Source organism: Parvimonas pharyngis (assembly GCF_046569675.1).
In the GTDB taxonomy this organism is placed as follows: Bacteria; Bacillota; Clostridia; order Tissierellales; family Peptoniphilaceae; genus Parvimonas.
This window is the reverse complement of sequence record NZ_JBKICJ010000001.1, coordinates 260,252-283,419: the sequence shown is the minus strand read 5'-3', so window position 1 is coordinate 283,419 and position 23,168 is coordinate 260,252. Positions and strand designations below refer to the sequence as shown.

The window sequence follows — 23,168 nt, the reverse complement described above, 5'->3', positions numbered from 1 at the left end:
ATATTAAGTAAGACAGACAATCGCGTGATTATTTACGAGGAAAGTCCGTGCACCATAGAGCAGAATGCTGGATAACGTCCAGTGGGGGCGACCCTAAGGCTAGTGCAACAGAGATATACCGCCATTTATGGTAAGGGTGGAAAGGTGAGGTAAGAGCTTACCAGCATATAGGGGACTATATGGCTATGTAAACCCCATTCGGTGCAAGATCAAGATTGAACTTTTGTAGTTGCTCGCTACGTTCATAGGTAGATTGCTTGAACAAATTGGTAACAATTTGTCTAGATAGATGATTGTCAAATACAGAACACGGCTTATAGTTTTGCTTAATATACATAATTTAATATAAGGTATTACCTTATATTTTTTTACTTTTATAAAAGGAGAGTTTAATGGATTTAGAGAAACAAATATTAAATTTTATGAAAAAAAAGAATTATTTTCCGCTAACTAAAGAAGAACTTGCAGTTGCATTAGATATTAATTTTGCTAATTTAAAACATTTTTTTAATGTATTAGATTCTCTATTTAAGAGTAAAAAAATATCATGTAATGATTATAAATATAGTATTTATGAAAAAAATAAAACATTAAAAGGTAAAATTATTTTTACACCAAAAGGTAATGCTTTTTTTGTATCTGATGATGAAATTGACGATATTTTTATTCCAAAAAATGAGCTAAATAACGCGAATCATAGTGATGATGTTGAGATAGAAATAATAAAGAATAAAGAAATAAATAGAAAAGCGGAAGGAAGGGTAGTAAAAGTTCTAAATAGGAATAATAATATAATTATAGGAACTTTTACTGAAAACAAAAATTTTGGATTTGTAGTTCCGGATGATTTTAAATATAACTATGATATTTTTATCAAAAAAGGTGATAAAAATGGTGCTAAAACAGATGACAAAGTAATATGTAAAATTACTGAGTATCCTGACAAAAAGAGAAATCCAGAAGGTGTAATAATTGAAGTTTTAGGAAATAAAAATAATAAGAATGTTCAGATAGCTTCTATTTTAGAAGAAGTTGGAATTCCATATAAGTTTCCTAATAAATTATATAAAGAACTAGAAGAATTAGAAGTTTTTGATATAAAAAAAGAAATAAAAAATAGAGTTGATTTTAGAAAATTATTTACTGTTACAATTGATGGTAAAGACTCAAAAGATTTTGATGATGCAATTTCAATTGAAAAAAAAGATAATGATTTTATACTGTATGTTCATATTGCAGATGTATCCCATTTTGTAAAAAAAGATAGTAAATTAGATAGAGAAGCCTACAAAAGAGGGAATAGTGTATATTTATTTGATTATGTTGTACCTATGTTGCCTGAATTATTATCTAATCACCTTTGTTCTTTAAATCCAAATACTGATAAACTTGCTATTACAGTTAAAATGACAATAAGTAATTCTGGATTAGTAAAAGATTATAAATTCTACGAGTCAGTTATAAATAGTGATTATAGATTAGTATATGACGATGTATCATTGTTTTTAGATAATACTGCTAATAATAGTAATATTTATAAAGATGATGTTTTAAAAGAAAAACTATATTTAATGAAAAAATTAGATGAAATACTTACTATTAAAAGAAAAAATAGAGGTACATTAGACTTTGAATTACCAGAGATTGATATATCATTTAATAAAGATGACGAAGTTGAAAATATATCTAGAAAAATAAATGGTATAGCTAATAGGATAATAGAATCTTTTATGATTTGTACAAATGAAGTTGTTGGTAAACATTTTGGAGATGAGGATATTCCAATAATATATAGACTTCATCCAAAACCAACTGAAGAAAAGCTAGAAATTCTAAAAAATTATTTAAGACATTTAAATGTAAATATTCAATCTATTGATCAATTTACATCAAAATTTTTAAGTAATATAATTGATAAGTTTAAGGATACTAATAAATCAAGTTTTGTAAACTATACTATCTTACGATCAATGTCAAAGGCCCAATATTCTTCAAATATTGATATTCATTTTGGATTAGCAACTTTTTTATATTGTCATTTTACTTCTCCTATTAGAAGATATGCGGATTTAACGGTTCATAGAACATTAAAAAATTATTTACATGCTAATAATGAAATAGCAAAAAATTATTTAGATTATTTAGATATAACATCTAATCATATCAATGATACAGAAATAATGGCTATAGATGCTGAGAGGAAACTAGAGGATATCAAAAAAGTTGAATATATGAAAAATAAGATTGGACAAGTTTTTAATGGAATTATTGTTTCAGTAACATCATTTGGAATTTTTGTACAATTAGATAACACAGTGGAAGGTCTTATTAAATATGAAGATATTACAGATGATTATTATGAATTTAATGAAGAAACATTGACTGCTGTTGGAAAGAGAAGTCGAAATGTATTTGATATTGGTATGGAAATTGAAATAATAGTAGCTAAAGTTAATGAAATTAGCAATGAAATATATTTTTATTTAAATAGGTGATAAAATGAGAGATAGAACTACTATAAAGACAATTGCTAACAATAAAAAAGCAAGACATGATTACTTTATAGAAAATATTATAGAAGCAGGAATTTCTTTAGCAGGAACTGAAGTTAAAAGTATAAGACAAGGAAAAGTTTCTATAAAGGAAAGTTATTGCTTAATAAAAAAAGCAGAAGTATATATTTATGGAATGAATATAACACCTTATGACCATGGAAATATTTTTAATTTAGAACCTACAAGAGAAAGAAAATTACTATTAAATAAGCGAGAAATAAATAAATTTATTGGTCAAACTAAGGAAAAAGGATATTCATTAATACCATTAAATGTGCATATAAAAAATGGTTGGATAAAACTAGATATTGCACTTGCTCGTGGTAAGAAAAATTATGATAAGAGGGATAGTATGCTTGAAAAAGAACACGAAAGAAACATTCAATTTGCGTTAAAAAACAAATATAAATAGAGGTGAATTTTTTGAATAAAAAATATACAATTATAACTTATGGTTGTCAAATGAATCATCATGATTCAGAAAAAATATCTTATTTGCTTGAAAATTTAGGTTATGAAAAAGAAAATGATATAGAAAAATCTGATTTTATTATTTATAATACGTGTTTAGTAAGAGAAAATGCAGAATTAAAAGTTTATGGACAATTAGGTGCACTAAAAAATTTAAAGAGAAAAAAGCCTGAAATGATAATCGCAGTTTGTGGTTGTATGATGCAAACAGGAGATGCTAGAGCAACAATAATTTCTAAATATAAACATGTAGATATAATTTTTGGTACAAAGAATATTTCGAGATTACCTTCTCTTATATCAAGGCATAGAAGCACGGGAGAGGTAATTGTAGATATTGAAGAAGAAGATATATTGGATGATGATACTCCAATAAATAGAGAACACCCATTTATTGCATATGTTAATATAATGACAGGATGTAATAATTATTGTACTTTTTGTATAGTCCCATATGCAAGAGGAAAAGAAATTAGCAGAACTCCTGAAAGTATTATTAATGAAATAAAAGAATTAGCTAATAAAGGATATAAAGAAATAACATTATTAGGACAAAATGTTAATTCATATGGAAAAACATTAAGACCAAAAGTTTCATTTCCAGAATTGTTAAAAATGGTAAATGAAGTTGAAGGTATTGAAAGAATAAGATTTTTAACAAGTCATCCAAAAGATTGCTCAGATGAGTTAATAGAAGCAATTGCTAATCTAGATAAAGTTTGTGAAAATATACACTTACCTTTTCAATCTGGAAGTAATAGAATACTAAAAGATATGCATAGAGTTTATACTAGAGAGCATTATTTAGATCTAATCAGAAAATTAAAGGAAAAGGTACCTAATATTACACTTTCTACAGATATTATAGTAGGATTTCCAGGTGAAACTGAAGAAGACTTTAATGATACTTTAAGTTTAGTTGAAAATGTTGAATATGACCAAGGGTTTACTTTTTTATATTCAATAAGAAAAGGTACAAAAGCTGCCGAAATGAATAATCAAATACCACATGATATTAAGCAGGAGAGATTTCAACGACTTATTGATACCATGTACGATATATTTTACAAAAAAAATAAAGAGTGTGTTGGTAAAACATACGAAGTGTTAGTTGAGGGTATAAGTAAGAATAATTCAGAAATTCTTACTGGAAGAACAAGAGGATATAAATTAGTACATTTTAAAGGTGGAAAGAGAAATATTGGACAATTAGTTAATGTAAAAATAACTGGACATAATTCATTTGCACTTGAAGGAGAATTAGTTTAGAAGGAGTAATTATGAGTGATTTTACACCAATGATTAAACAATATCTAGAAGTTAAGTCTAATTATAATGATTGTATAATTTTTTATAGGCTAGGTGACTTTTATGAAATGTTTTTTGAAGATGCAAAAGTAGTTTCAAAAATATTAGATTTAGCTCTAACAAAAAGAGATTGCGGCGGTGGAAATACTGCGCCAATGTGTGGAATTCCTCATCATGTTGTTAAACCTTACTTATATAAGTTAGTATCTGAAGGATTTAAGGTAGCTATATGTGAACAAGTTCAAGATCCAAAACTTGCAAAAGGTATTGTTAAGAGAGAAGTTATTAAATTAGTTACACCAGGTACAATTGATGAATTTGATGAAATAGCTGGTAATAAGAATAACTATATAATGAGTATTTATATGGATTCAACTAATTTAAGTATTACTTATTCTGACATTTCAACTAGTGAAATATTTTCTACAAGTATATTTGAAATGAATAGAGATAATTTAATAACTATACTCGAAGAAGAAGTAATTCGTATAAACCCATCGGAAGTTATTATTAACTCAAATATATTAAAATCTCTTGAAAAAAGCATAATTAAATTATTTAAAAATCTTAGAATTATGATTACTAAAGTTGATATTGATTTAAATTTTAAATCTTTAATTGATAATAATAAGAATTTTTATAATGATAATCTTAATAATAAAATTTTACTTTTCTCAGTGGACAACTTTTATAGTTATGTATGTAGATTTAATGTTAAATTAAATGACTTTAAAAATATTAATATATATAAATTAACAGATTATCTTAGAATTGATGCAAATTCTAGAATTAATTTAGAACTTAAAAAAAATAATTTTAGTAACGATATTAATGGATCATTATTATCAGTAATAAATTTTACTAAAACTCCAATGGGATTTAGATTACTAAGTAAATGGTTAGATCAACCACTTGTTGAAATTGAAAAGATAAAAATTAGGCAAGATTTAGTTGAGACTTTAATTTTTAATTCTCAATTAAGAAATGACTTAGAAGAACAATTAAGTAACATTTCTGATATTGAAAGAATAAATTCTAAAATATCTTTTGGAAATTGTAATGCTAGGGATTTAATTCATTTAAAAAATTCTTTATATGCAGTTCCAAAGATTAAAAAGCTATTTTTAAATAGTAACTCTTTATTTTCAAGTTTAGCTTTAAAAATACCTGACACTACTTATATATATAATTTAATTGATTCATCAATACAAGAAGATGTTGGTATACTATTAAAAGAAGGTAATTTAATAAAAATAGGATACGATGAAGAATTAGATAAAATTAGGAATAGTAAAATACAAGGAAAAGAAAAATTAATTAAATATGAAGTTGAACAAAAAATAAATACTGGAATAAAAAATTTAAGATTAATATATAATAAAAAAACAGGCTATTTTTTTGAAGTAACAAAGTCATATCAAAACTTAGTTCCTGAGTATTTTGAATTAAAGCAAACTCTTACCAATGCAAATAGATACAAAACAGATGAGTTAACTACTATTGAAAATATGATTTTTGGCTCAGAGGGTGATATTATTGAAAAAGAATATGAAATATTTATATCAATAAGAAATACAATAAAGATGAATATAAAAATATTACAAGAATTATCAGATATTATTTCTTTTATTGATTCACTCTTTTCACTTTCAGTTGTTGCATTTAAGCATAATTACTGTAAACCAAATATTAATAAAGATGGAATAATTGAGATAATAAATGGTAGACACCCAGTTATTGAAAGTTTTTTAAATTCATCAAACGAATTTATTCCAAATGATTTAAATATAGGACAAAAAAATAATTTAGTACAAATTATTACTGGACCAAATATGAGTGGTAAGTCAACTTATATTAGACAATTAGCCTTAATTGTTATTTTAGCTCAAATTGGCTCATATGTTCCAGCTGAAAGTGCTAATATTTCTATTGTTGATAAAATCTTTACACGAATAGGAGCTTCTGATAATCTATATAAAGGTGAAAGTACATTTATGGTTGAGATGAAAGAGGTTAATAATATATTAAGACATGCAACAAAAGACAGTTTGATAATACTAGATGAAGTAGGTAGAGGAACTTCAACATTTGATGGGCTTAGTCTTGCTTGGGCAATTTTAGAATATATTATAAACAAAATACATTCAAAAACATTATTTGCTACTCATTATCATGAACTTATAGATTTAGAGCATATGTTTAATTGTGTAAAAAACAAACACATCCAAGTTATAGAGGATAAAGAAAATGATGAAATTGTATTTCTGAGAAAAATAATGGATGGTGGTGCAAATAAAAGTTATGGAATTGCTGTTGCAAAATTAGCAGGTATTCCAATTGAAGTAACTAATCGCGCAAAAATTATCTTAGATAGTATTGAAAGAAAAGAGATAGAGATTGAAAAAGATATTTCCAAAAATACAAATATAGATAATTCAATAAATAGTAATAAAATAATAACTAATTTAAATAATATTAATATAGAAAAAATTAGTCCGATGGAAGCTTTTGCAATATTAAATGATTTAATAAATATTTCAAAAAATGAAAATAATTAATTAGGAGAAATTTATGGCTATTAAACTACTATCAGAAGATACAATTCAAAAAATTGCTGCTGGAGAGGTTATAGAAAATCCATACTCTGTAATAAAAGAATTAGTTGAAAATTCGATTGATTCAGGAGCAACTACAATTAAAGTTGAAATTAAAAATGCTGGAAAAAAAGAAATAATGATTTCAGATAATGGTTGTGGAATTGAAGAAAATGAAATTGAACTAGCTTTTACAAAACATGCAACATCAAAATTAAATAATTTTGAAGATATTTATTCAATTCTATCTTTTGGTTTTAGAGGAGAGGCATTAGCTAGTATTTCATCAATCTCAAAGGTAGACATAAATACTAGAACAAAAAATAGTGAGTTTGGTATTCATTGTTTTATAGAAAATACTAAAATTAAAAGAAAAAATAAGATAGGTATGAATTTTGGAACAACTATATATATAAGAGATTTATTCTATAACGTACCTATTAGAAAAAAATTTTTAAAATCAGATGCTTATGAAAGTTCAATTATTACTACTTTAATGAATTCGTTTGCTCTATCAAATCCTAATATATCTTTTAAATATATTAAAGATTCTAAAGTAGTATTTGAAACAACAGGAAAAAATGAACTTAAAGATAATATAAAATATATATTTAAAGATGATTTTTATAAAAATTTAATGGCAGTTGATATAAACGATTCTGACTATAAAATATATGGTTATATTTCAAATAATCATTTTTATAAAGGAAGTAGGAACTGTCAGTATTTATTTGTTAATGGAAGATATATTTTTGATGAAAAGATTAGAAATATAATTGAAAAATCAATATCTACTTTAATACCAAAAGGAAAATTTCCTTCTTTTGTAATATTTATTGAAGTAAATCCGAGCTTAATAGATATTAATGTACATCCTAATAAAAGAAAAATTAAATTTATTTTTGAAGACAAATTATTAAATCTTTTAAATAACAATATTACTGATATTGTATTAAAAAATACAACTAGTGATTTTATATCATTAAAAACGGAACTAAATGATAAAATTTTATATATCAATGATAATATCAAAAAACTACCCGAAGAAAATGATATAGTTGAAACTATTGTTTATGATGAAGACTATAATGATCAAAATATAATAAATAAATTTTCTTATGAAGATTTATTTAAAGTTAAAAATGATGATATAAAAACAATAAATGAAAAAGATGATACAGAGAGTTATATCATTGATAATAAAACAATTGAAAAAACTCCTATTAAAGAACAAATAAAATTCACTAATGATAGTAAAAATGATAGTAAGAATATATTAGATTATAAATTATTAGGAAAAATATTTGAAAAATATATACTTTTATCAGATTATGATGAATTTATAATTATAGATATTTTAAATGCGAAATATAGATTGTTATATGAAAATTTATTAAATAATTATTATAAGCAAACTATAACTAAACAACTTCTTTTATTTCCAATTATTTTAGAATTAAATGAGTATAAAATGACTATATTTGAAAATATTAAAGATAAACTAGATAATTTAGGTATCGAAGCTGACATGTTTGATGAATATTCAATAGCTATAAGAACAATGCCAACTGAATTAAATGATAATATAGATAAAGAAGATATAAGCGCTATGTTTGATGAATTATTATTGAAAGATAATAGAGTGTTTGACGAGTCATTATATAAAATTGTTTGTAAGAAAAAAATTAATACTAATCTAACAGATTTTGAAGTTCAAGAATTATTGATGAATTTATCTAAAATAAACATAGATATAAATTTTTATGATAAGAAAGTCTTAAGAAAAGTTTCTAAGTTAGACTTTGAAAAAATATTTTTTAAGGATTAAATATGAAGAAAAAAATAATTTTTATTGTTGGACCGACATCAGTTGGTAAAACAAAATTAGGTATAGATATTTCAAAGGAATTTTCTGGAGAAATTATTTCATGTGATTCTATGCAGATTTACAAAGAATTTAATATAGGTACAGCTAAAGTTACTTCTGAAGAATCCTGTGGAATTAATCATTATATGATTGATATTATAGATGGTGATGAAAATTTTAATGTATCAGATTATAAAAATATGGCAGAAAAATACATAGATTATATTTCTAATAATAATAAAATACCTATATTTGTTGGAGGGACAGGACTCTATGTAAATTCATTAGTTTATGATTTTAAATTTACGGGAGCAACACAATCAGAAGATTTAAGGAATAAAATAATAAAATTTTACGAAGAAAATGGTTTAGATATACTTTATGATTTGTTATTGTACTTAGATTACTCAAGTAAAGAAAAAATTCATAAAAATAATGTAAAAAGAGTAATTAGAGCAATAGAAGTATGCTTATGTACAAAAAAAGAATTTTCTAAACAATGTAATGACTATTGTAATAACGCAAAGTATGATTATTTAATAGTAGGATTAACTTTAGATAGAAAAAAATTGTATGATAGAATTAATACTAGAGTTGATATGATGATAAATAATGGATTAGTTGAAGAAGTAACTAGATTATATTATAAATATGGTGAATTTTCGCAACCATTTACTGCTATAGGATATAAAGAATTTATTCCATATTTTAACAACGAAATAACTATTGAAGAGTGTATTAAAAACATAAAACAAAATTCAAGAAAATATGCTAAAAGACAATTTACATGGTTTAATAAAAATAAGAATATTGAATGGATTGATGTAGAAATTGGATATGATAATGTTTTAATTAAATCAATACAATTAATAAAAGAGTTTTTAAATAAAGGAGATATATAAATTGGATAATTACTTGGATACTGATTTTAGATTTGAATCTAAAATAATAGAATTTGTAAATAAATGCAGTGAAGAAATCGAAAAAGATTTTGAAAACTTAAAAATAGTTGAAGAATATAATCAATTAAAAGTTTTAAATGCATTTAAAAAGCAAAAATTATCAGCAACAGATTTTTCTTGGACTACAGGGTATGGGTATGGAGATTTTGGAAGAGAAAAATTAGAAAGAATATACTGTGATATTTTTAAAGCAAATGATGCGATTGTCAGACAAGAAATAACTTGTGGAACTCATGCAATTTCATTAGCTTTGCAAGGAATACTATATCCTGGTGATGAATTTATATATATAACAGGAACACCATATGATACTCTTTTAAAAGTTATAGGTCTAAGTGGTAATGAAAAAGGAACTTTATCTGACTACGGAATAAAGTATGGTAAAGTTGATTTAATAAATAATAAAATAAATATTGAAAAAGTGTTAGAAAAAATAAATTCAAAAACTAAACTTTTAGCAATTCAGAGATCTCCTGGGTATAGTAGTAGACAATGTCTTTCCACATCTGAAATAGAAATAGCTATTAAACGAATTAAAGAAAAGTATCCAAATTTAATTATTATGGTTGATAATTGTTACTGCGAGTTCGTAGAAACTAAGGAACCAATAGAAGTTGGTGCTGATATTGTAGTAGGATCACTGTTAAAAAACTTAGGTGCAGGTATAACTTTAAATGGGGGATACATAGTTTCTAATTCTACAGAATTAATTGAGTCAATATCGAATAGGTTAACTTCTCCTGGTCTTGGTAAACATGTAGGAGTTAGTTTTGGTACAACGAGAGCTATTGTTCAAGGTTTATATTTTGCACCACATGTTGTAAATGAAGCGATTAAAAGTGCAAAACTATTTTCTTATGCATTTGAAAAATTAGGATATGAAACAATTCCTAAATATAACGATAATAGAAGTGATATTATACAAGTAATAACTTTAAAAGATGAAAATAAAGTTATAGATTTTTGCAGATCAATTCAAGAATATTGTTGTGTAGATAGCCATGTAACGCCATATCCGTGGGATATGCCGGGATATTCAGATAAAATAATAATGGCATCAGGTAGTTTTATAGATGGGTCAAGTATTGAACTAAGTGCTGATGGTCCTTTAAGAGAACCATTTAATGTCTATTATCAAGGTGGACTTAATTATTATCAGGCAAAAATTGCATTAATTAATGTTTTAAATACTTTTAATAGAAAAAAATATATATCTATTTAATATATAAATAATTAGATATATTTAGTTATATTATTAAAAAATGTGGTATAATATTTATAGTTTTATGCTTTACGGAATAAGAAATAAATTTAGTATTATATAGTATTTTACTTAATTTATAATTTTTAACTAAATAAACAGTCTTGAAATTGATTGGAGTGAAGAATTTGAAATGTTTATCCAAAGAAAAAATAAACATTGTAATGGAAAAATTAGAAAATTTATATCCTGATGCAAAACCAGAGTTAAATTTTTCTAATAGTTTTGAACTATTAATAGCGACTATTTTATCTGCACAATGCACAGATGTTAGAGTTAATAAAGTTACTAAAGAGTTATTTAAAGATTTTAAAACTCCTGAGGACTTTTTAAGTCTAACAATTGATGATTTATCTAAATATATACATAGTTGTGGTTTTTATAACTCAAAAAGTAAGAATATATTAGAAACATGTAGAATTTTAGTTGATAAATATGAGTCTAAAGTTCCATATGATATGGATTCTTTAACAAAATTGCCAGGAGTTGGAAGAAAAACTGCAAATGTTGTGAGGTCTTGTGCTTTTAATATTCCATCTTTAGCTGTAGATACTCATGTATTTAGAGTTACTAATAGAATTGGAATAATTCAAGAGGATAATGTGTTAGACTCAGAATTTTCATTAATGAAAAAGTTAAAAAAAAGTTCGTGGAATAAAGCGCATCATTTATTTATTTTTCATGGTAGAAGATTATGTAAATCAAGAAAACCATGTTGTGAAAAGTGTATTATTAACACTGAATGTTTATATTATAAAAATTTATAGGGGGATTAATGAGAAAATATCTAAAAGTATCTGGTATTGTTACAGCAGTACTAGCAGTAGTAATTATTTGTTGTATTAGTGGTTATTTTCTATTTTTTAGAAAACCATTAAGTAATGCATCTGGTGAGACTAAAAATTTGAATAAAGAAGAACTTTTGGCATATGATAAATTTTTTGAAGGAATATATATTAATGGAATTGACTTAAAAGATTTAACAAAAGAAGAAGCTATAAATAAAGTAAAGGATAGTATAAAGATAGGCGAAGATATTATACTAAGTTTTAATGATTATACAAAAAAAGTAGCACTTAAAGATATAAATTTTTCATATAATTATGAAGATGTTATTAATGAAGCATTTAATATTGGAAGACAAGGGACAGAGGGTGAAAGGATACAGACATTAAAAGAATTATTAAAGAATCCTCGAAAATTCGAACTAAAAACCACATTTGATGCTGCTAAATTAAATGAAATAATAAAAGAAATCTCAGAAAAATTAAACTCCGATCCTGTAGATGAGAAATTTGGCTTTGCATCAGAAAAAATATCTGTTATTGATGGAAAAACTGGAATTAAGGTTGATGAAGATAAAATACTAGATATTTTTAAAAATGTACCATCAAGTTCTAACATTGAAATTCCAATAATTTCAACGGATTATAAAAGAATAGATAAAAATTTGTTATCATCTATAAAAGGAGTTATAGGAGAGTCAACCACTAAATTTGATAATCAGCCTAATAGAAATACAAATATAAAAATTTCTGCTGATAAAGTAAATGAATATGTTGTAAATCCTGGTGAAACTTTTTCTTTTTCAAAAGTAATTGGAGAAGTAACTAAAAGTGCAGGTTACAAACCAGCTGGAACATTTCTTAATAATAAAATTGTTGATTCAATTGGTGGTGGAATTTGTCAAGTTACATCTACATTATATCAAGCTTTAGTAAAAGCAGATTTAAAAATTGTTGAAAGAAATCAACATTCTATGAGAGTTCCATACTGTACTATAGGATTAGACGCTATGTATTATGAAGGTCAAAGTGATTTAAAATTTCAAAATACTTTTGATTTTCCGGTAGTTATAACAAGTTATGTTTCAAATGGGGAATTAACTTTTAAAATTTTAGGAGATACAGATAAGAAAAATTATAACATCAAATTATTTACAACTGACGTTTCTACAATTAGAATGCCAGTAGAAGAAATACCAGATCCAACTTTACCTGAAGGGAAAAAGGTTGTAGTTGAAAAAGGATTCCCAGGATATAGAGGTTCCTCATACAAGCAAAAAGATGGTGAAAATCCTGTCTTATTAAATAGTGACTATTATCAACCAAAAAAACAAATAGTAAAAGTTGGTACAAAAAAGGCAACTACTGAAGAACCAGCAAAAAATGAAAAAGATAAGGATAAGGAAAAAGATAAAGATAAAGGTAATAAAAATGATTAATATATAGATATTTTTAATATAATATGTTATAATATCTTTTGAATTATTTATAAAATTAGGAGGAAAATTAATGATATCAGCTGGAGATTTTAGAAAAGGTACAACATTTGAAATGGATGGAGATGTTTACCAAATTATAGATTTTCAACATGTAAAACCTGGAAAAGGTGCTGCATTTGTAAGGACAAAAATTAAATCAGTAAAAAATGGCGGTTCAAGAGAAATGACTTTTAATCCAAATGATAAATATGAAATTGCCAAGATCGAAACTAAAGAAATGCAATATTTATATTCTGATGGTGAACTATATTACTTTATGGATACAGAAACTTATGAACAGTTACCATTAAATTTTGATGTTGTTGAAGACGCACTTTTATATTTAAGAGAGAATGATAATGCGACTATAAGATTTCATGATGGAAAGGCATTTCAAGTTAATGCTCCAAACTTCGTAGAATTAGAGGTCGTTGAAACTGAACCTGGTGTTAAAGGTGATTCAGCAACAGGAGCAAACAAGCCAGCTAAAGTAGAAACTGGAGCTGTTGTTACTGTACCGTTATTTATTAATAATGGAGATAAAATCAAAATTGATACTAGAACTAATGAATATTTATCAAGAGTTTAATAAAAAAGGCAAGTTTTTTAACTTGTCTTTTTTATTGAAATTTATATTTTTAGTTTTGAAATTGGATTTTTTGAAATTCCTTTCTTAATGTCATCATCATCTAAATGGGTGTATATTTGAGTGGTAGCAACACTTGTATGACCCAAAATGCTTTGAATTGTTCTTATATCTACACCTCCATATTTATACATTAAGGTTGCAGCTGTATGCCTAAGTTTGTGAGGTGTATATATATTAGGATCTAAACCTGCTAATAGTATATATTTTTTTAACCTTATTTGAATTGACCTGTTTGAAATTCTTTTCTTATGTGAACTAATAAATAGGGCGTTTGTATCAGGAGTTATAGGTCTTAATTTTAAATAGCATTTAATAGCATAAAGACAGTTTTCATTTAAAAAAACAGTACGTTCTTTATTTCCTTTTCCTATAACATTTAATTTATCATCTTTAATAGATTCAATATTAATACCTGTTAGTTCAGATATTCTTAAACCACATGTTAAAAAAATTAATATAATACATAAATCTCTAGCTCTATTAAATTCGTTTTCTTCTAACTTTATTGCATTTATTACTTTTTCTGATTCTGATAAGGTTAAATAAACAGGATTTCTTTTTTGTAATTTAGGTAATTCTAACTTTTCGGAAGGGTTTTTATCAATTAATTCAACAGTATTATGAAGATATTTAAACCAAGACTTAATTGCAGAAATTTTTCTTGCTTTTGTTTTTGTCGAATCGTTATAATAAGAATCACAATAGGATATGTATGCGTGTAAATCTGTAATATCTATATCTAAAATATCTCTTTTATTAATTGATAATATTGAAACTTCATTTATATCAGAATTTAAATTATAACCAAATAATTTTTTTCTCATAATAATGAATTTTAAAAATCTTTTTAAGTCATAATAATATTCTTTAACAGTTAACTTAGAACGACCTTTAATTGTTAGTAAATAATTTAAATAATCATCTAAAATTACTGGGCAATCATCAAAATGAATCATTAATTCCTCCTAAATAAATTTTAACTATTTTCGCAAAACTATAATTTTGCGAAAATAAAAACAACTAAAATAAAGAAGAGATTATTTTAACCTCTACTCTATTTTTATATAAATTATATTATATTTTAAAATATTAGTCAAGAATTTTTAAACTAAAAAGCTAAATCTTCTTTATATAGTTCCTTCAAATATAATACATCATTCATTATAGAATTATCTATATCTTCATACAACAGCATCTTATCTATATCATCCTTTGCGTTTTTAAATTTTTTTAATTTTAATTCTATTACTATCTTATTAAATAGCAATTTTTCATCATCAATATATACAGATAGCCCCTTTTCGAAAATTTTAAGCGATTTTTCGATTTTATTTGTTTTGTAATATAATAACCCTAATTCTATAAAAATATTTAAAAAATCGGCGTTTAAATCCAAAGATTTTTCGTAATAGTATATAGATTTATCAATTTCATTTAGTTTATTATAAATATATCCAATCCAATAAAGATCTTCCTTATCAAGATTTAATTTATCTATAGAATCCAAAATTTTATAACATTCATTATACTTAAATCTATCAACTAGTTGTAATAATTCTTCAATTTTTATTTTATTACTAATTTCTTCAATTTTTTTATTAATAATATTATCAATTTTATAATTAGTATTAGTAAGAGATTTTTTATAATATAAATTAGCTTTTATATAAAATTTTTCCTTAACATATAAATCACCGTATAGCATATTAATTAATGAATCATTTTCAATATTTCTGCTTAAATCTGATAATAATATTTTTATTTCATTTAAAAATACATTTTGATAAGTGTTATCATAATCTGTGATGGATAATAAGAATTTAACATAAATTTTTTTGATGAACTCGTCATCTATTTCTAAATTTAGTAGTCCCCTTATGATTAATAAGTTGTATATAATACTATCAAAATTATCGTTATTAAATTTTATTTTAGATTTAACAAATTCTAGTAAGTTAATATTTTTCGATTTTATAAAATTATTAAGTAGTGTTATATTACTAAAGTTAGAATCAATACCATTTAATAATAAAATGCCTTCAAAAAAATATTCTAAATTAATTTTTTCATTGAAATTTTTATTCTTAATATTGTCTAATAAAACATTAGAGTTAATTGGAATATCAATATTTTTATATAATTTTCCATTAATATCTAATTTTTTTACTGTTAGAAAATATATTCTATCAGAAAATTTAATAAAATAATTGTATAAATTATCCATAGTCACCTACATTTTTTTTGGCGTGTCCATACCTAATAGGCCTAAACCTATTTCTATTAATAATCTTGAACAATAAGTTAAGACTAAACGAAATTCTTTAATATCACCTTTTTGATTGTTTATTGGACAAGAGTTATAAAATTTATTAAATAGCTTTGCTACTTCTGTTATATATCTAGCAAGAATTGAAGGCTCATATTTTTTTGCAGAATCTAATAATATATCTTCAAATTTATATATAGATTTTACCAGTGTTAATTCATCTGTATTCATTTCATAATTAGACACTTTCGAAATATCTATATTATTTATTTTTGAGTAAAAATCATTTTTTTCTAGAATGCTATACGCTCTTGCTGCGGAATATTGAACATACGGTCCAGTTTCTCCTTCAAAATTAAGAACATTATTCCAATCAAAAGAATAGTCTTTAATTCTTGTATTAAATAATTCTTGAAATATTACAGCTCCAATACCAACTTCTTTAGCAACTGTTTCTTTATTTTCTAATGTATTATTTCTTTCATTTATAATTTCTAATGTTTTTTCTACACTCTTTTCTAATACATCATTTAAGAATATTACATTACCTTCCCTTGTACTAAGTTTTGCAGAAGTTCCTAAAAGATCATCTTTTACACTTACCATTCCAAATGATACATGTATACAATCATTAGCCCACTCGTATCCCATTTCTTTAAGAACAGCTATTAATTGTTCAAAATGTAATTTTTGTTGAGTTGCAACTACATAAATATTTTTACTAAAATTGTAATCTCTTTTTCTTGTTAATGCCGTTGCAATATCTCTTGTGATATAAGTACTTGAAGAATTACTCTTTAAAATTAAAGCTGGTGGTAGACCATATTTATCAAGATTTACTATTTTACATCCATCGCTTTCAGTTAATAAATTTTTATCTTCAAGCTCTTTAACAACATCATTGATAAATTGAGAATGATATGCTTCACCTCTATAAGAATCAAATTCTACTTTTAATTTATCATATACTTTTTTAAATTCCATTAAACTAATATCTTTAAACCAATTCCAAAGTTTTACTGCTTCTTCATCGCCGTTTTCTAGTTTATTAAAATAATTTCTAGCAGTATCTAACATATTTTCATCTGTCTTGCAAAGATTATTAAAGTCAACGTATAATTTTAGTAATTGATTAATAGGATCTGCATTGATTTGCTCATCATTTCCCCATAACTTATATGCTGCAATTATTTTACCAAATTGAGTTCCATAATCTCCAAGATGATTTACTCCAATTGTATTATAACCTAGAAATTTATAAATATTTTTAATAACATTTCCTATTAGAGTACTTCTAATATGACCAATATGAAATGGCTTAGCTATATTTGTTGATGAGTAATCAATGACAATGGTTTTGTCTAAATTATTTTTTGAAGAACAGTAATCATATTTTTTTAAGATTATTTCAGATATAACATTCTTAGAGTATTCTGTTGGTTTTATAAAAAAATTAATATAAGGTCCAACATTTCTTATTTCAACAAAAATAGTATCTTCAGTATTAATTTTATCAACTAATTCTTCAGCTATAATATTTGGTGCCTTTTTTAGCTCTTTTGATAATTTAAAACAAGGAAAAGAATAGTCTCCCATTTCTGGATTAGGAGGATTTTCTATTAATTCTTTAATTTCATCTTTACTTAAATTTATATCTAAATTAAAAATTGTATCTACTACTATATCTTTAAATTTTATCATAATTTACTCCTATTTTAATTTTACAACAGTAGCACCATCGCCACCTTCATTAAACTTTCCAAAGTTAAATGATTTAACTAATTTATGTTTTTTTAAGAAATCTGTTATGTTATTTCTTAAAATACCAGTTCCTTTTCCATGAACTATTGTTACTTCATTTAAATTTGCAATGAAAGAATCATCTAAAAATTTATCAATTTCATAGATTGCATCTTCTGTATTATAACCTCTAACATCAATCTTATTACTATACATTTTATCACTTTTTATAAATGTAGATTTTGAATAAGAAGTTTTATCTTTAGATTTATCAATAATGTTTTCAATTCTTAAAATATCACTTATACTAGCATTTACTTTTAAAATTCCTATCTTAACCTGAACATTTCCGTTTTTATCAGGTAAAGTCTGAATAAAACCATTTTCATTTAAACTTAGAACTTTAACTTCTTCTCCTAACATTAAAGGTTCATTAGATATATTAGAAATAATATCATTTTTAATAGATTTATTATGATTTATTTTTTCTATTTTCTTCAATATTTCATCTGAAATTTTCTTTAATTTGTGAGATTGTTCTTTTGATCTAGCTTTATTTATATGATTAATAGTTTCTCTACAGAATTTATCAGTTTCATTTATAGAATTTTCAATATATTCTTCTAATTTTTTTATTCTTTTTTCTTTTTGACTATTAAATTTTTCAAGTTTGTTTTCGTATTCTTGCTTAATTTTTTTATTAAAATTTAATAATTCTCTCTGTTCTAAAATAAGCTCTTCATATTCTTTACGTCTATTATCAACATTACTAACTAACTTATCAAAAGATAAATCATTATTTGAAATAAATTTTTTTGCATTAATTATAAAGCTATCATCAAGCCCTAATTTTTTTGAAATTTCAAATGCATTTGATTTACCAGAAATTCCAATTATTAATTTATAAGTAGGTTCTAATTTTTCTACATTAAATTCCATTGCTCCATTTTGAACATTTTCAGTTGACATAGCATACATTTTTAATTGACTATAATGTGTTGTTGCTATTGTTCTGATATTTTTTTCTAAGAAATGATTTAATATAGAAATAGATAGACCTGAGCCTTCCTCTGGATCTGTTCCTGATCCTAGTTCATCAAAAAGAATTAAAGAATTAGTCTTAGCGTTATTTATTATATCTATTATATTTTTCATATGAGATGAGAAAGTACTTAAAGATTGTTCAATACTTTGTTCGTCTCCAATATCTGCAAATATCTCATCAAAAATAGCAACTTCAGAATTATCAAAACAAGGAATCATTAAGCCAAATTGTGTCATTAATGTTAAAATACCAACAGTTTTTAAAGTAACAGTTTTTCCACCGGTATTAGGTCCTGTAATTACTAAAGTGTTGAAATTATTTCCAAGAGATATATCAATAGGAACAACCTTATCTTTATCGATAAGAGGATGTTTTGCTGACTTTAAAGAAATAATACCATTATCATTAATAATTGGCTTTATAGCCTCCATATCATATGCTAATTTACCTCTAGCAAAAATAAAATCAATGTTTGAAATAATTGATAAATTAGTAATTAATTGTGGTAGAATTTCATAAATTCTCTTTGAAAATTCTCTTAAAATTCTTTCGATTTCTTTTTCTTCTTCTATTTCTAATTTTTTTAAATCATTATTTAAGTCAATTACAAACATTGGTTCTATGAAGACTGTTTGACCTGATGAAGATTGATCATGAACAATACCTTTAAAAGAATTCTTAAATTCACTTCTAACTGGTACTACATATCTCCCATCTCTTAATGTATATATATTATCCATTAATTTATCTGATGTTGAAATTAGCTGATTTAATCTATCTCTAATTAAGTTATTTTTAGACTTAATCATCCTTCTAATTCTTTTTAATTCATGACTTGCTTCATCTGAAATTTCTTCAGCTGAAATTATAGAAACTTCTAAATCTCTTTCTAAATGAGTATCGATATTTAATAAATTTAATAAGGAATAAATATTATTAAACTCTATTGATTCTTCTTCAGTAATTATATTCTTTAAAGACCTTGATGTATTAAGAAGTTTCCAAACTTCCAGAAGTTTTTTTGGTAATAAAAAGTGACCTAGCTCAATAAGTTTAAAGTCTTCATCTAAGTTATCTATATTAGAAATACCTGGTAACCTATGTTTTATAATAAATCTATATGCTTCATCTGTTTCATCTAATAATTTTTGAACTTCTGATAATTCTTTAGAAATATACGAATTTTTTATAATATTTTTTCCTATTATACTTTGAGAACGATCTAATAACATATTTATAATTTTATAAAATTCTAAAGTTTTAAGTACTTTATTATTCATTATTATTCATTATCTCCATTTTTTTTATTTTGTTAATATATTCATTCTTTAATTTTAGAATTTCATTTTGTAATTCTATTATTATTTCATTTTTTTGTTTTAATTGATAAAAATGCTCGTAAGATATTTTTTCTAAATTTTCATATCTTTTTTCAACGGAACTTATTGTTTTCGTTAATATATTATTTTTATCATTTAATTCTTTAATTTTTTCTTTTAATTCTTCATTTTCTTTTTCTATTTTTTGATTATTCTTTAAGAATTCTTCTTGTTTTTTTATAGGAAATTCACTATCTTCACTTAATAAGTTAATCTCTTTCTTTAAATCAAAATAATCACTTGAGATGTTTAAAGCAACTAAAGTAGCAGCCATAGTAGAATTTAATAAGTAGTTGTGAGATGTAATTTTTTTAATTTCTTCATCTACAAAATTTGCAATTTCTTCTACTTCTGCTCTAGTTTTTTCTCCAATTATTGTATAAACAGTCCCTGCGATATTAACTTTAATCTTGTTAGTATCCATAATATTCTCCTAATTAAAATCTTAAATAAGCACCTAATTTGTCTTTTAAATCTTTAAGCATACAATCAATTATACTATTTATATCTTCATCAACTAGAGTTTTATCCTTAGATTGGAAAGTTAATTTATATGCCATTGATTTTTTTCCTTCATCAATTTGATTTCCTGTATAGATATCAAAAAGTTCAACATTTTTTAATAAATCATTTGAATTATTTCTGATTATTTTCTCAATAGTTCCACTATCAGTTGTTTTATCAACTATTATGGCCAAATCTCTTTTAACTGCGGGATATTTAATTAAAGGTTCATAAATTTTTATTAAACTTGATTTTTCTCTTAGCTTTTCTATATCAATTTCGCAAGCAAAAATATTTTTTTTGATTGAAAAATTCTTGCAAACTTCATATGAAACTTGACCTATTTCTCCAATTTTTTCACCATCTACAAATATATCTGCACAAACTCCAGGGTGAAAATATTCTATTGTACTATTCTTTATAAATTCAAAATTTTTAATATTTAAACTATTGAATAAATTAAATATTATATCTTTAATATAGTAAAAATCATATTTTCCGTAAGAACCAATAACAATTTTTTTCATTTCTAATGGAACTTTTTCACCATTAATTACATGAAAAGTATTGCCTAATTCATAAATTAGTAAATCTTCATTTTTATAATTTAAATTTTTTGATAAAACGTCAAAAATATTTGGTAGTAGAGACTTTCTCATTATGCTAAATTCTTCGCCTAATGGGTTTAAAATTTTAACTGTATTATTAATATCCATTTTTGACTTAGAAATTATATTTCCACCAATAAATGAATAAGTAGTAATTTCATATAATCCTAAATTTAATAAAATACTTTTTACTTTATCTTCAAAAACTCTCTTCTTACTTTTTCTACCTATTGTATTTGGCGCTAAAATGGGCGTAGGATTAAGGTTAGAAAAGCCATATAGTCTACCTATTTCTTCAACTATATCTTCTTTAATTGACAAATCTGTTCTAAAATAAGGTATATTACAAATAATGATATTATTCTTTTCTTCAGTTTTAATTTCTAATAAATTTAAGTAATTAATAATCTCTGAATTATCTATTTCGACTCCTAATAATCTATTTACTAAAATCGGATCAAATTCAATAATTGTTTCATTATTTAATCCATTTTTTACATCAGATACAGATTGAATTTCGCATTTAACATATTTTTCAAGTAAATATAAAAATCTAGATAGTACATTCAAAGTATGTTCAGATGTTAAACCTTTTTCATATCTAATTGAAGCTTCAGATTTTAAACCTAATTTTTTTGAAGTAGATTTGATTGATTTTTTTGTAAAATAAGCAGACTCAATTAGTATGTTTTTTGTATTAGAATCTATTTCAGAATTTTTTAGCCCCATTACACCAGCTATTGCTATAGGTTTTGCATCATCACAAATAAGCATATCATCACAGGAAAGCACTCTTTCAACGTCATCTAAAGTAACAACTTTTTCTCCTTCAAAAGCATTTCTTATTGTAATATTTCCTTCTAATTTATCTAAGTCAAACGCATGAAGAGGTTGGCCTAATTCAAGCATTAAAAAATTTGTTAAATCTACTATATTATTAATTGGTCTAATACCTGAGTTTAATAAATAATTTTGAATCTTTCTATTTGATTCTTCAATTGTTACATTTTTTATTATACTAGCTGAATATCTTTGACAATTTTCGTTTTTTATATTAATACTAATTTTATTATTATTAATAAGTTCTGTTAAATTTTTAAAGTTGATTTTATTTAATTTCTTATTAAAACTAGCAGCTATTTCTCTTGCCATACCAACAATAGATAAGCAATCGGGTCTATTAGGAGTAATTTCAAATTCAACAACAGTATCATTTAAGTCTAAAACTTCTCTAATATCAGAGCCTAAAATTAAATTATCATCAAAAATTCTTAATACTCCATCTTTATATTCTTTAGGGATTACTGAGTCAGGATAACCTAATTCTTTATAGCTACAGAACATTCCTTGAGAAAGTTCTCCTGCTAATTTCGCTTCTTTAATTTTTGTATTATCTGCTAGTGTTGAGTTTACCTTTGCAACAGGAACATAATCAAATTGTTTTAAATTTTGAGCAGCAGTTACAATTTGTACAATTTCATCTCCAATATCAACTTTCGTAATCCATAGTTTATTAGAGTTTTCATGTCTATAAATATCAATAATTCTACCTACAACAATATTACTTATATTTGTACCTAGTTTTGCAATAGATTCAACATGAGATCCTGTTAAAGTAACTTTATCACATATATCCATAATATCATTATCTATATCAATATATTCTTTTGCCCAGTTAATTGGTAATAACATATAA

16 protein-coding genes and 1 other RNA gene are annotated in these 23,168 nt (G+C 24.2%); 11 read left to right on the top strand and 6 right to left on the bottom strand.

Annotated elements, in window-relative coordinates; all coding sequences use genetic code 11:
- Positions 1–4: 4 nt before the first annotated feature.
- The 11 genes from rnpB to efp all read left to right on the top strand — a co-directional run bounded on the left by rnpB (position 5) and on the right by efp (position 13,870).
- Positions 5–333, top strand: an RNA gene (rnpB, locus tag ACLGL0_RS01325) — RNase P RNA component class A.
- Between the two features lie 59 nt (positions 334–392).
- On the top strand, positions 393–2,495 hold the full coding sequence (rnr, locus tag ACLGL0_RS01320) for a ribonuclease R (RefSeq protein ID WP_411013332.1): 2,103 nt from the start codon (positions 393–395) through the stop codon (positions 2,493–2,495).
- A gap of 4 nt (positions 2,496–2,499) precedes the next feature.
- Positions 2,500–2,967 carry an SsrA-binding protein SmpB gene (gene smpB, locus ACLGL0_RS01315; RefSeq protein WP_411013331.1) on the top strand — a complete coding sequence of 156 codons (468 nt, stop codon included), beginning with the start codon at positions 2,500–2,502 and terminating at the stop codon, positions 2,965–2,967.
- 11 nt (positions 2,968–2,978) lie between these two features.
- Positions 2,979–4,295, top strand: a complete 1,317-nt coding sequence (gene miaB, locus ACLGL0_RS01310; RefSeq protein ID WP_399544194.1) for a tRNA (N6-isopentenyl adenosine(37)-C2)-methylthiotransferase MiaB — start codon at positions 2,979–2,981, stop codon at positions 4,293–4,295.
- 11 nt (positions 4,296–4,306) lie between these two features.
- The gene (gene mutS, locus ACLGL0_RS01305) at positions 4,307–6,892 is read left to right on the top strand and encodes a DNA mismatch repair protein MutS (RefSeq protein ID WP_314557616.1); all 2,586 of its coding nucleotides are present in this window, start codon (positions 4,307–4,309) and stop codon (positions 6,890–6,892) included.
- 13 nt (positions 6,893–6,905) lie between these two features.
- Positions 6,906–8,756 carry a DNA mismatch repair endonuclease MutL gene (mutL, locus tag ACLGL0_RS01300; protein ID WP_411013330.1) on the top strand — a complete coding sequence of 617 codons (1,851 nt, stop codon included), beginning with the start codon at positions 6,906–6,908 and terminating at the stop codon, positions 8,754–8,756.
- A gap of 2 nt (positions 8,757–8,758) precedes the next feature.
- On the top strand, positions 8,759–9,697 hold the full coding sequence (gene miaA, locus ACLGL0_RS01295; protein WP_314557614.1) for a tRNA (adenosine(37)-N6)-dimethylallyltransferase MiaA: 939 nt from the start codon (positions 8,759–8,761) through the stop codon (positions 9,695–9,697).
- A gap of 1 nt (position 9,698) precedes the next feature.
- Entirely contained in the window at positions 9,699–10,979 is a 1,281-nt protein-coding gene (locus tag ACLGL0_RS01290; RefSeq protein ID WP_314557613.1) for a methionine gamma-lyase family protein, read from the top strand.
- 203 nt (positions 10,980–11,182) lie between these two features.
- Positions 11,183–11,785, top strand: a complete 603-nt coding sequence (gene nth / locus ACLGL0_RS01285) for an endonuclease III (RefSeq protein WP_314557643.1) — start codon at positions 11,183–11,185, stop codon at positions 11,783–11,785.
- Between the two features lie 8 nt (positions 11,786–11,793).
- On the top strand, positions 11,794–13,242 hold the full coding sequence (locus tag ACLGL0_RS01280) for a VanW family protein (protein WP_411013329.1): 1,449 nt from the start codon (positions 11,794–11,796) through the stop codon (positions 13,240–13,242).
- Between the two features lie 70 nt (positions 13,243–13,312).
- Complete coding sequence (gene efp / locus ACLGL0_RS01275) at positions 13,313–13,870, top strand: elongation factor P (RefSeq protein ID WP_233055598.1); 558 nt, start codon at positions 13,313–13,315, stop codon at positions 13,868–13,870.
- Between the two features lie 41 nt (positions 13,871–13,911).
- Here efp and ACLGL0_RS01270 read toward each other — a convergent pair whose 3' ends face one another.
- The 6 genes from ACLGL0_RS01270 to pheT all read right to left on the bottom strand — a co-directional run bounded on the left by ACLGL0_RS01270 (position 13,912) and on the right by pheT (position 23,164).
- Positions 13,912–14,886 (bottom strand): tyrosine recombinase XerC, encoded by a 975-nt coding sequence (locus ACLGL0_RS01270; RefSeq protein ID WP_411013328.1) that lies wholly within the window; start codon positions 14,884–14,886, stop codon positions 13,912–13,914.
- 152 nt (positions 14,887–15,038) lie between these two features.
- Positions 15,039–16,154 carry a tetratricopeptide repeat protein gene (locus ACLGL0_RS01265; RefSeq protein WP_411013327.1) on the bottom strand — a complete coding sequence of 372 codons (1,116 nt, stop codon included), beginning with the start codon at positions 16,152–16,154 and terminating at the stop codon, positions 15,039–15,041.
- Between the two features lie 6 nt (positions 16,155–16,160).
- Positions 16,161–17,897, bottom strand: coding sequence for an arginine--tRNA ligase (gene argS / locus ACLGL0_RS01260; protein ID WP_411013326.1), 1,737 nt, complete (start codon positions 17,895–17,897; stop codon positions 16,161–16,163).
- Positions 17,898–17,906: 9 nt separating this feature from the next.
- Complete coding sequence (locus tag ACLGL0_RS01255) at positions 17,907–20,261, bottom strand: endonuclease MutS2 (protein WP_411013325.1); 2,355 nt, start codon at positions 20,259–20,261, stop codon at positions 17,907–17,909.
- Complete coding sequence (locus ACLGL0_RS01250) at positions 20,254–20,784, bottom strand: cell division protein ZapA (protein WP_411013324.1); 531 nt, start codon at positions 20,782–20,784, stop codon at positions 20,254–20,256. The genes ACLGL0_RS01255 and ACLGL0_RS01250 overlap by 8 nt, the downstream gene beginning before the upstream one ends.
- Before the next feature lie 13 nt (positions 20,785–20,797).
- On the bottom strand, positions 20,798–23,164 hold the full coding sequence (gene pheT / locus ACLGL0_RS01245; protein WP_411013323.1) for a phenylalanine--tRNA ligase subunit beta: 2,367 nt from the start codon (positions 23,162–23,164) through the stop codon (positions 20,798–20,800).
- Positions 23,165–23,168 lie beyond the last annotated feature (4 nt).

Bases quoted from the DNA above. Each gene is read 5' to 3' on its own strand.
- rnr (WP_411013332.1), top strand. From the start codon at position 393: ATGGATTTAGAGAAACAAATATTAAATTTTATGAAAAAAAAGAATTAT.
- smpB (WP_411013331.1), top strand. From the start codon at position 2,500: ATGAGAGATAGAACTACTATAAAGACAATTGCTAACAATAAAAAAGCA.
- mutS (WP_314557616.1), top strand. From the start codon at position 4,307: ATGAGTGATTTTACACCAATGATTAAACAATATCTAGAAGTTAAGTCT.
- mutL (WP_411013330.1), top strand. From the start codon at position 6,906: ATGGCTATTAAACTACTATCAGAAGATACAATTCAAAAAATTGCTGCT.
- miaA (WP_314557614.1), top strand. From the start codon at position 8,759: ATGAAGAAAAAAATAATTTTTATTGTTGGACCGACATCAGTTGGTAAA.
- nth (WP_314557643.1), top strand. From the start codon at position 11,183: ATGGAAAAATTAGAAAATTTATATCCTGATGCAAAACCAGAGTTAAAT.
- ACLGL0_RS01280 (WP_411013329.1), top strand. From the start codon at position 11,794: ATGAGAAAATATCTAAAAGTATCTGGTATTGTTACAGCAGTACTAGCA.
- efp (WP_233055598.1), top strand. From the start codon at position 13,313: ATGATATCAGCTGGAGATTTTAGAAAAGGTACAACATTTGAAATGGAT.
- ACLGL0_RS01270 (WP_411013328.1), bottom strand. From the start codon at position 14,886: ATGATTCATTTTGATGATTGCCCAGTAATTTTAGATGATTATTTAAAT.
- ACLGL0_RS01265 (WP_411013327.1), bottom strand. From the start codon at position 16,154: ATGGATAATTTATACAATTATTTTATTAAATTTTCTGATAGAATATAT.
- argS (WP_411013326.1), bottom strand. From the start codon at position 17,897: ATGATAAAATTTAAAGATATAGTAGTAGATACAATTTTTAATTTAGAT.
- ACLGL0_RS01255 (WP_411013325.1), bottom strand. From the start codon at position 20,261: ATGAATAATAAAGTACTTAAAACTTTAGAATTTTATAAAATTATAAAT.
- ACLGL0_RS01250 (WP_411013324.1), bottom strand. From the start codon at position 20,784: ATGGATACTAACAAGATTAAAGTTAATATCGCAGGGACTGTTTATACA.
- pheT (WP_411013323.1), bottom strand. From the start codon at position 23,164: ATGTTATTACCAATTAACTGGGCAAAAGAATATATTGATATAGATAAT.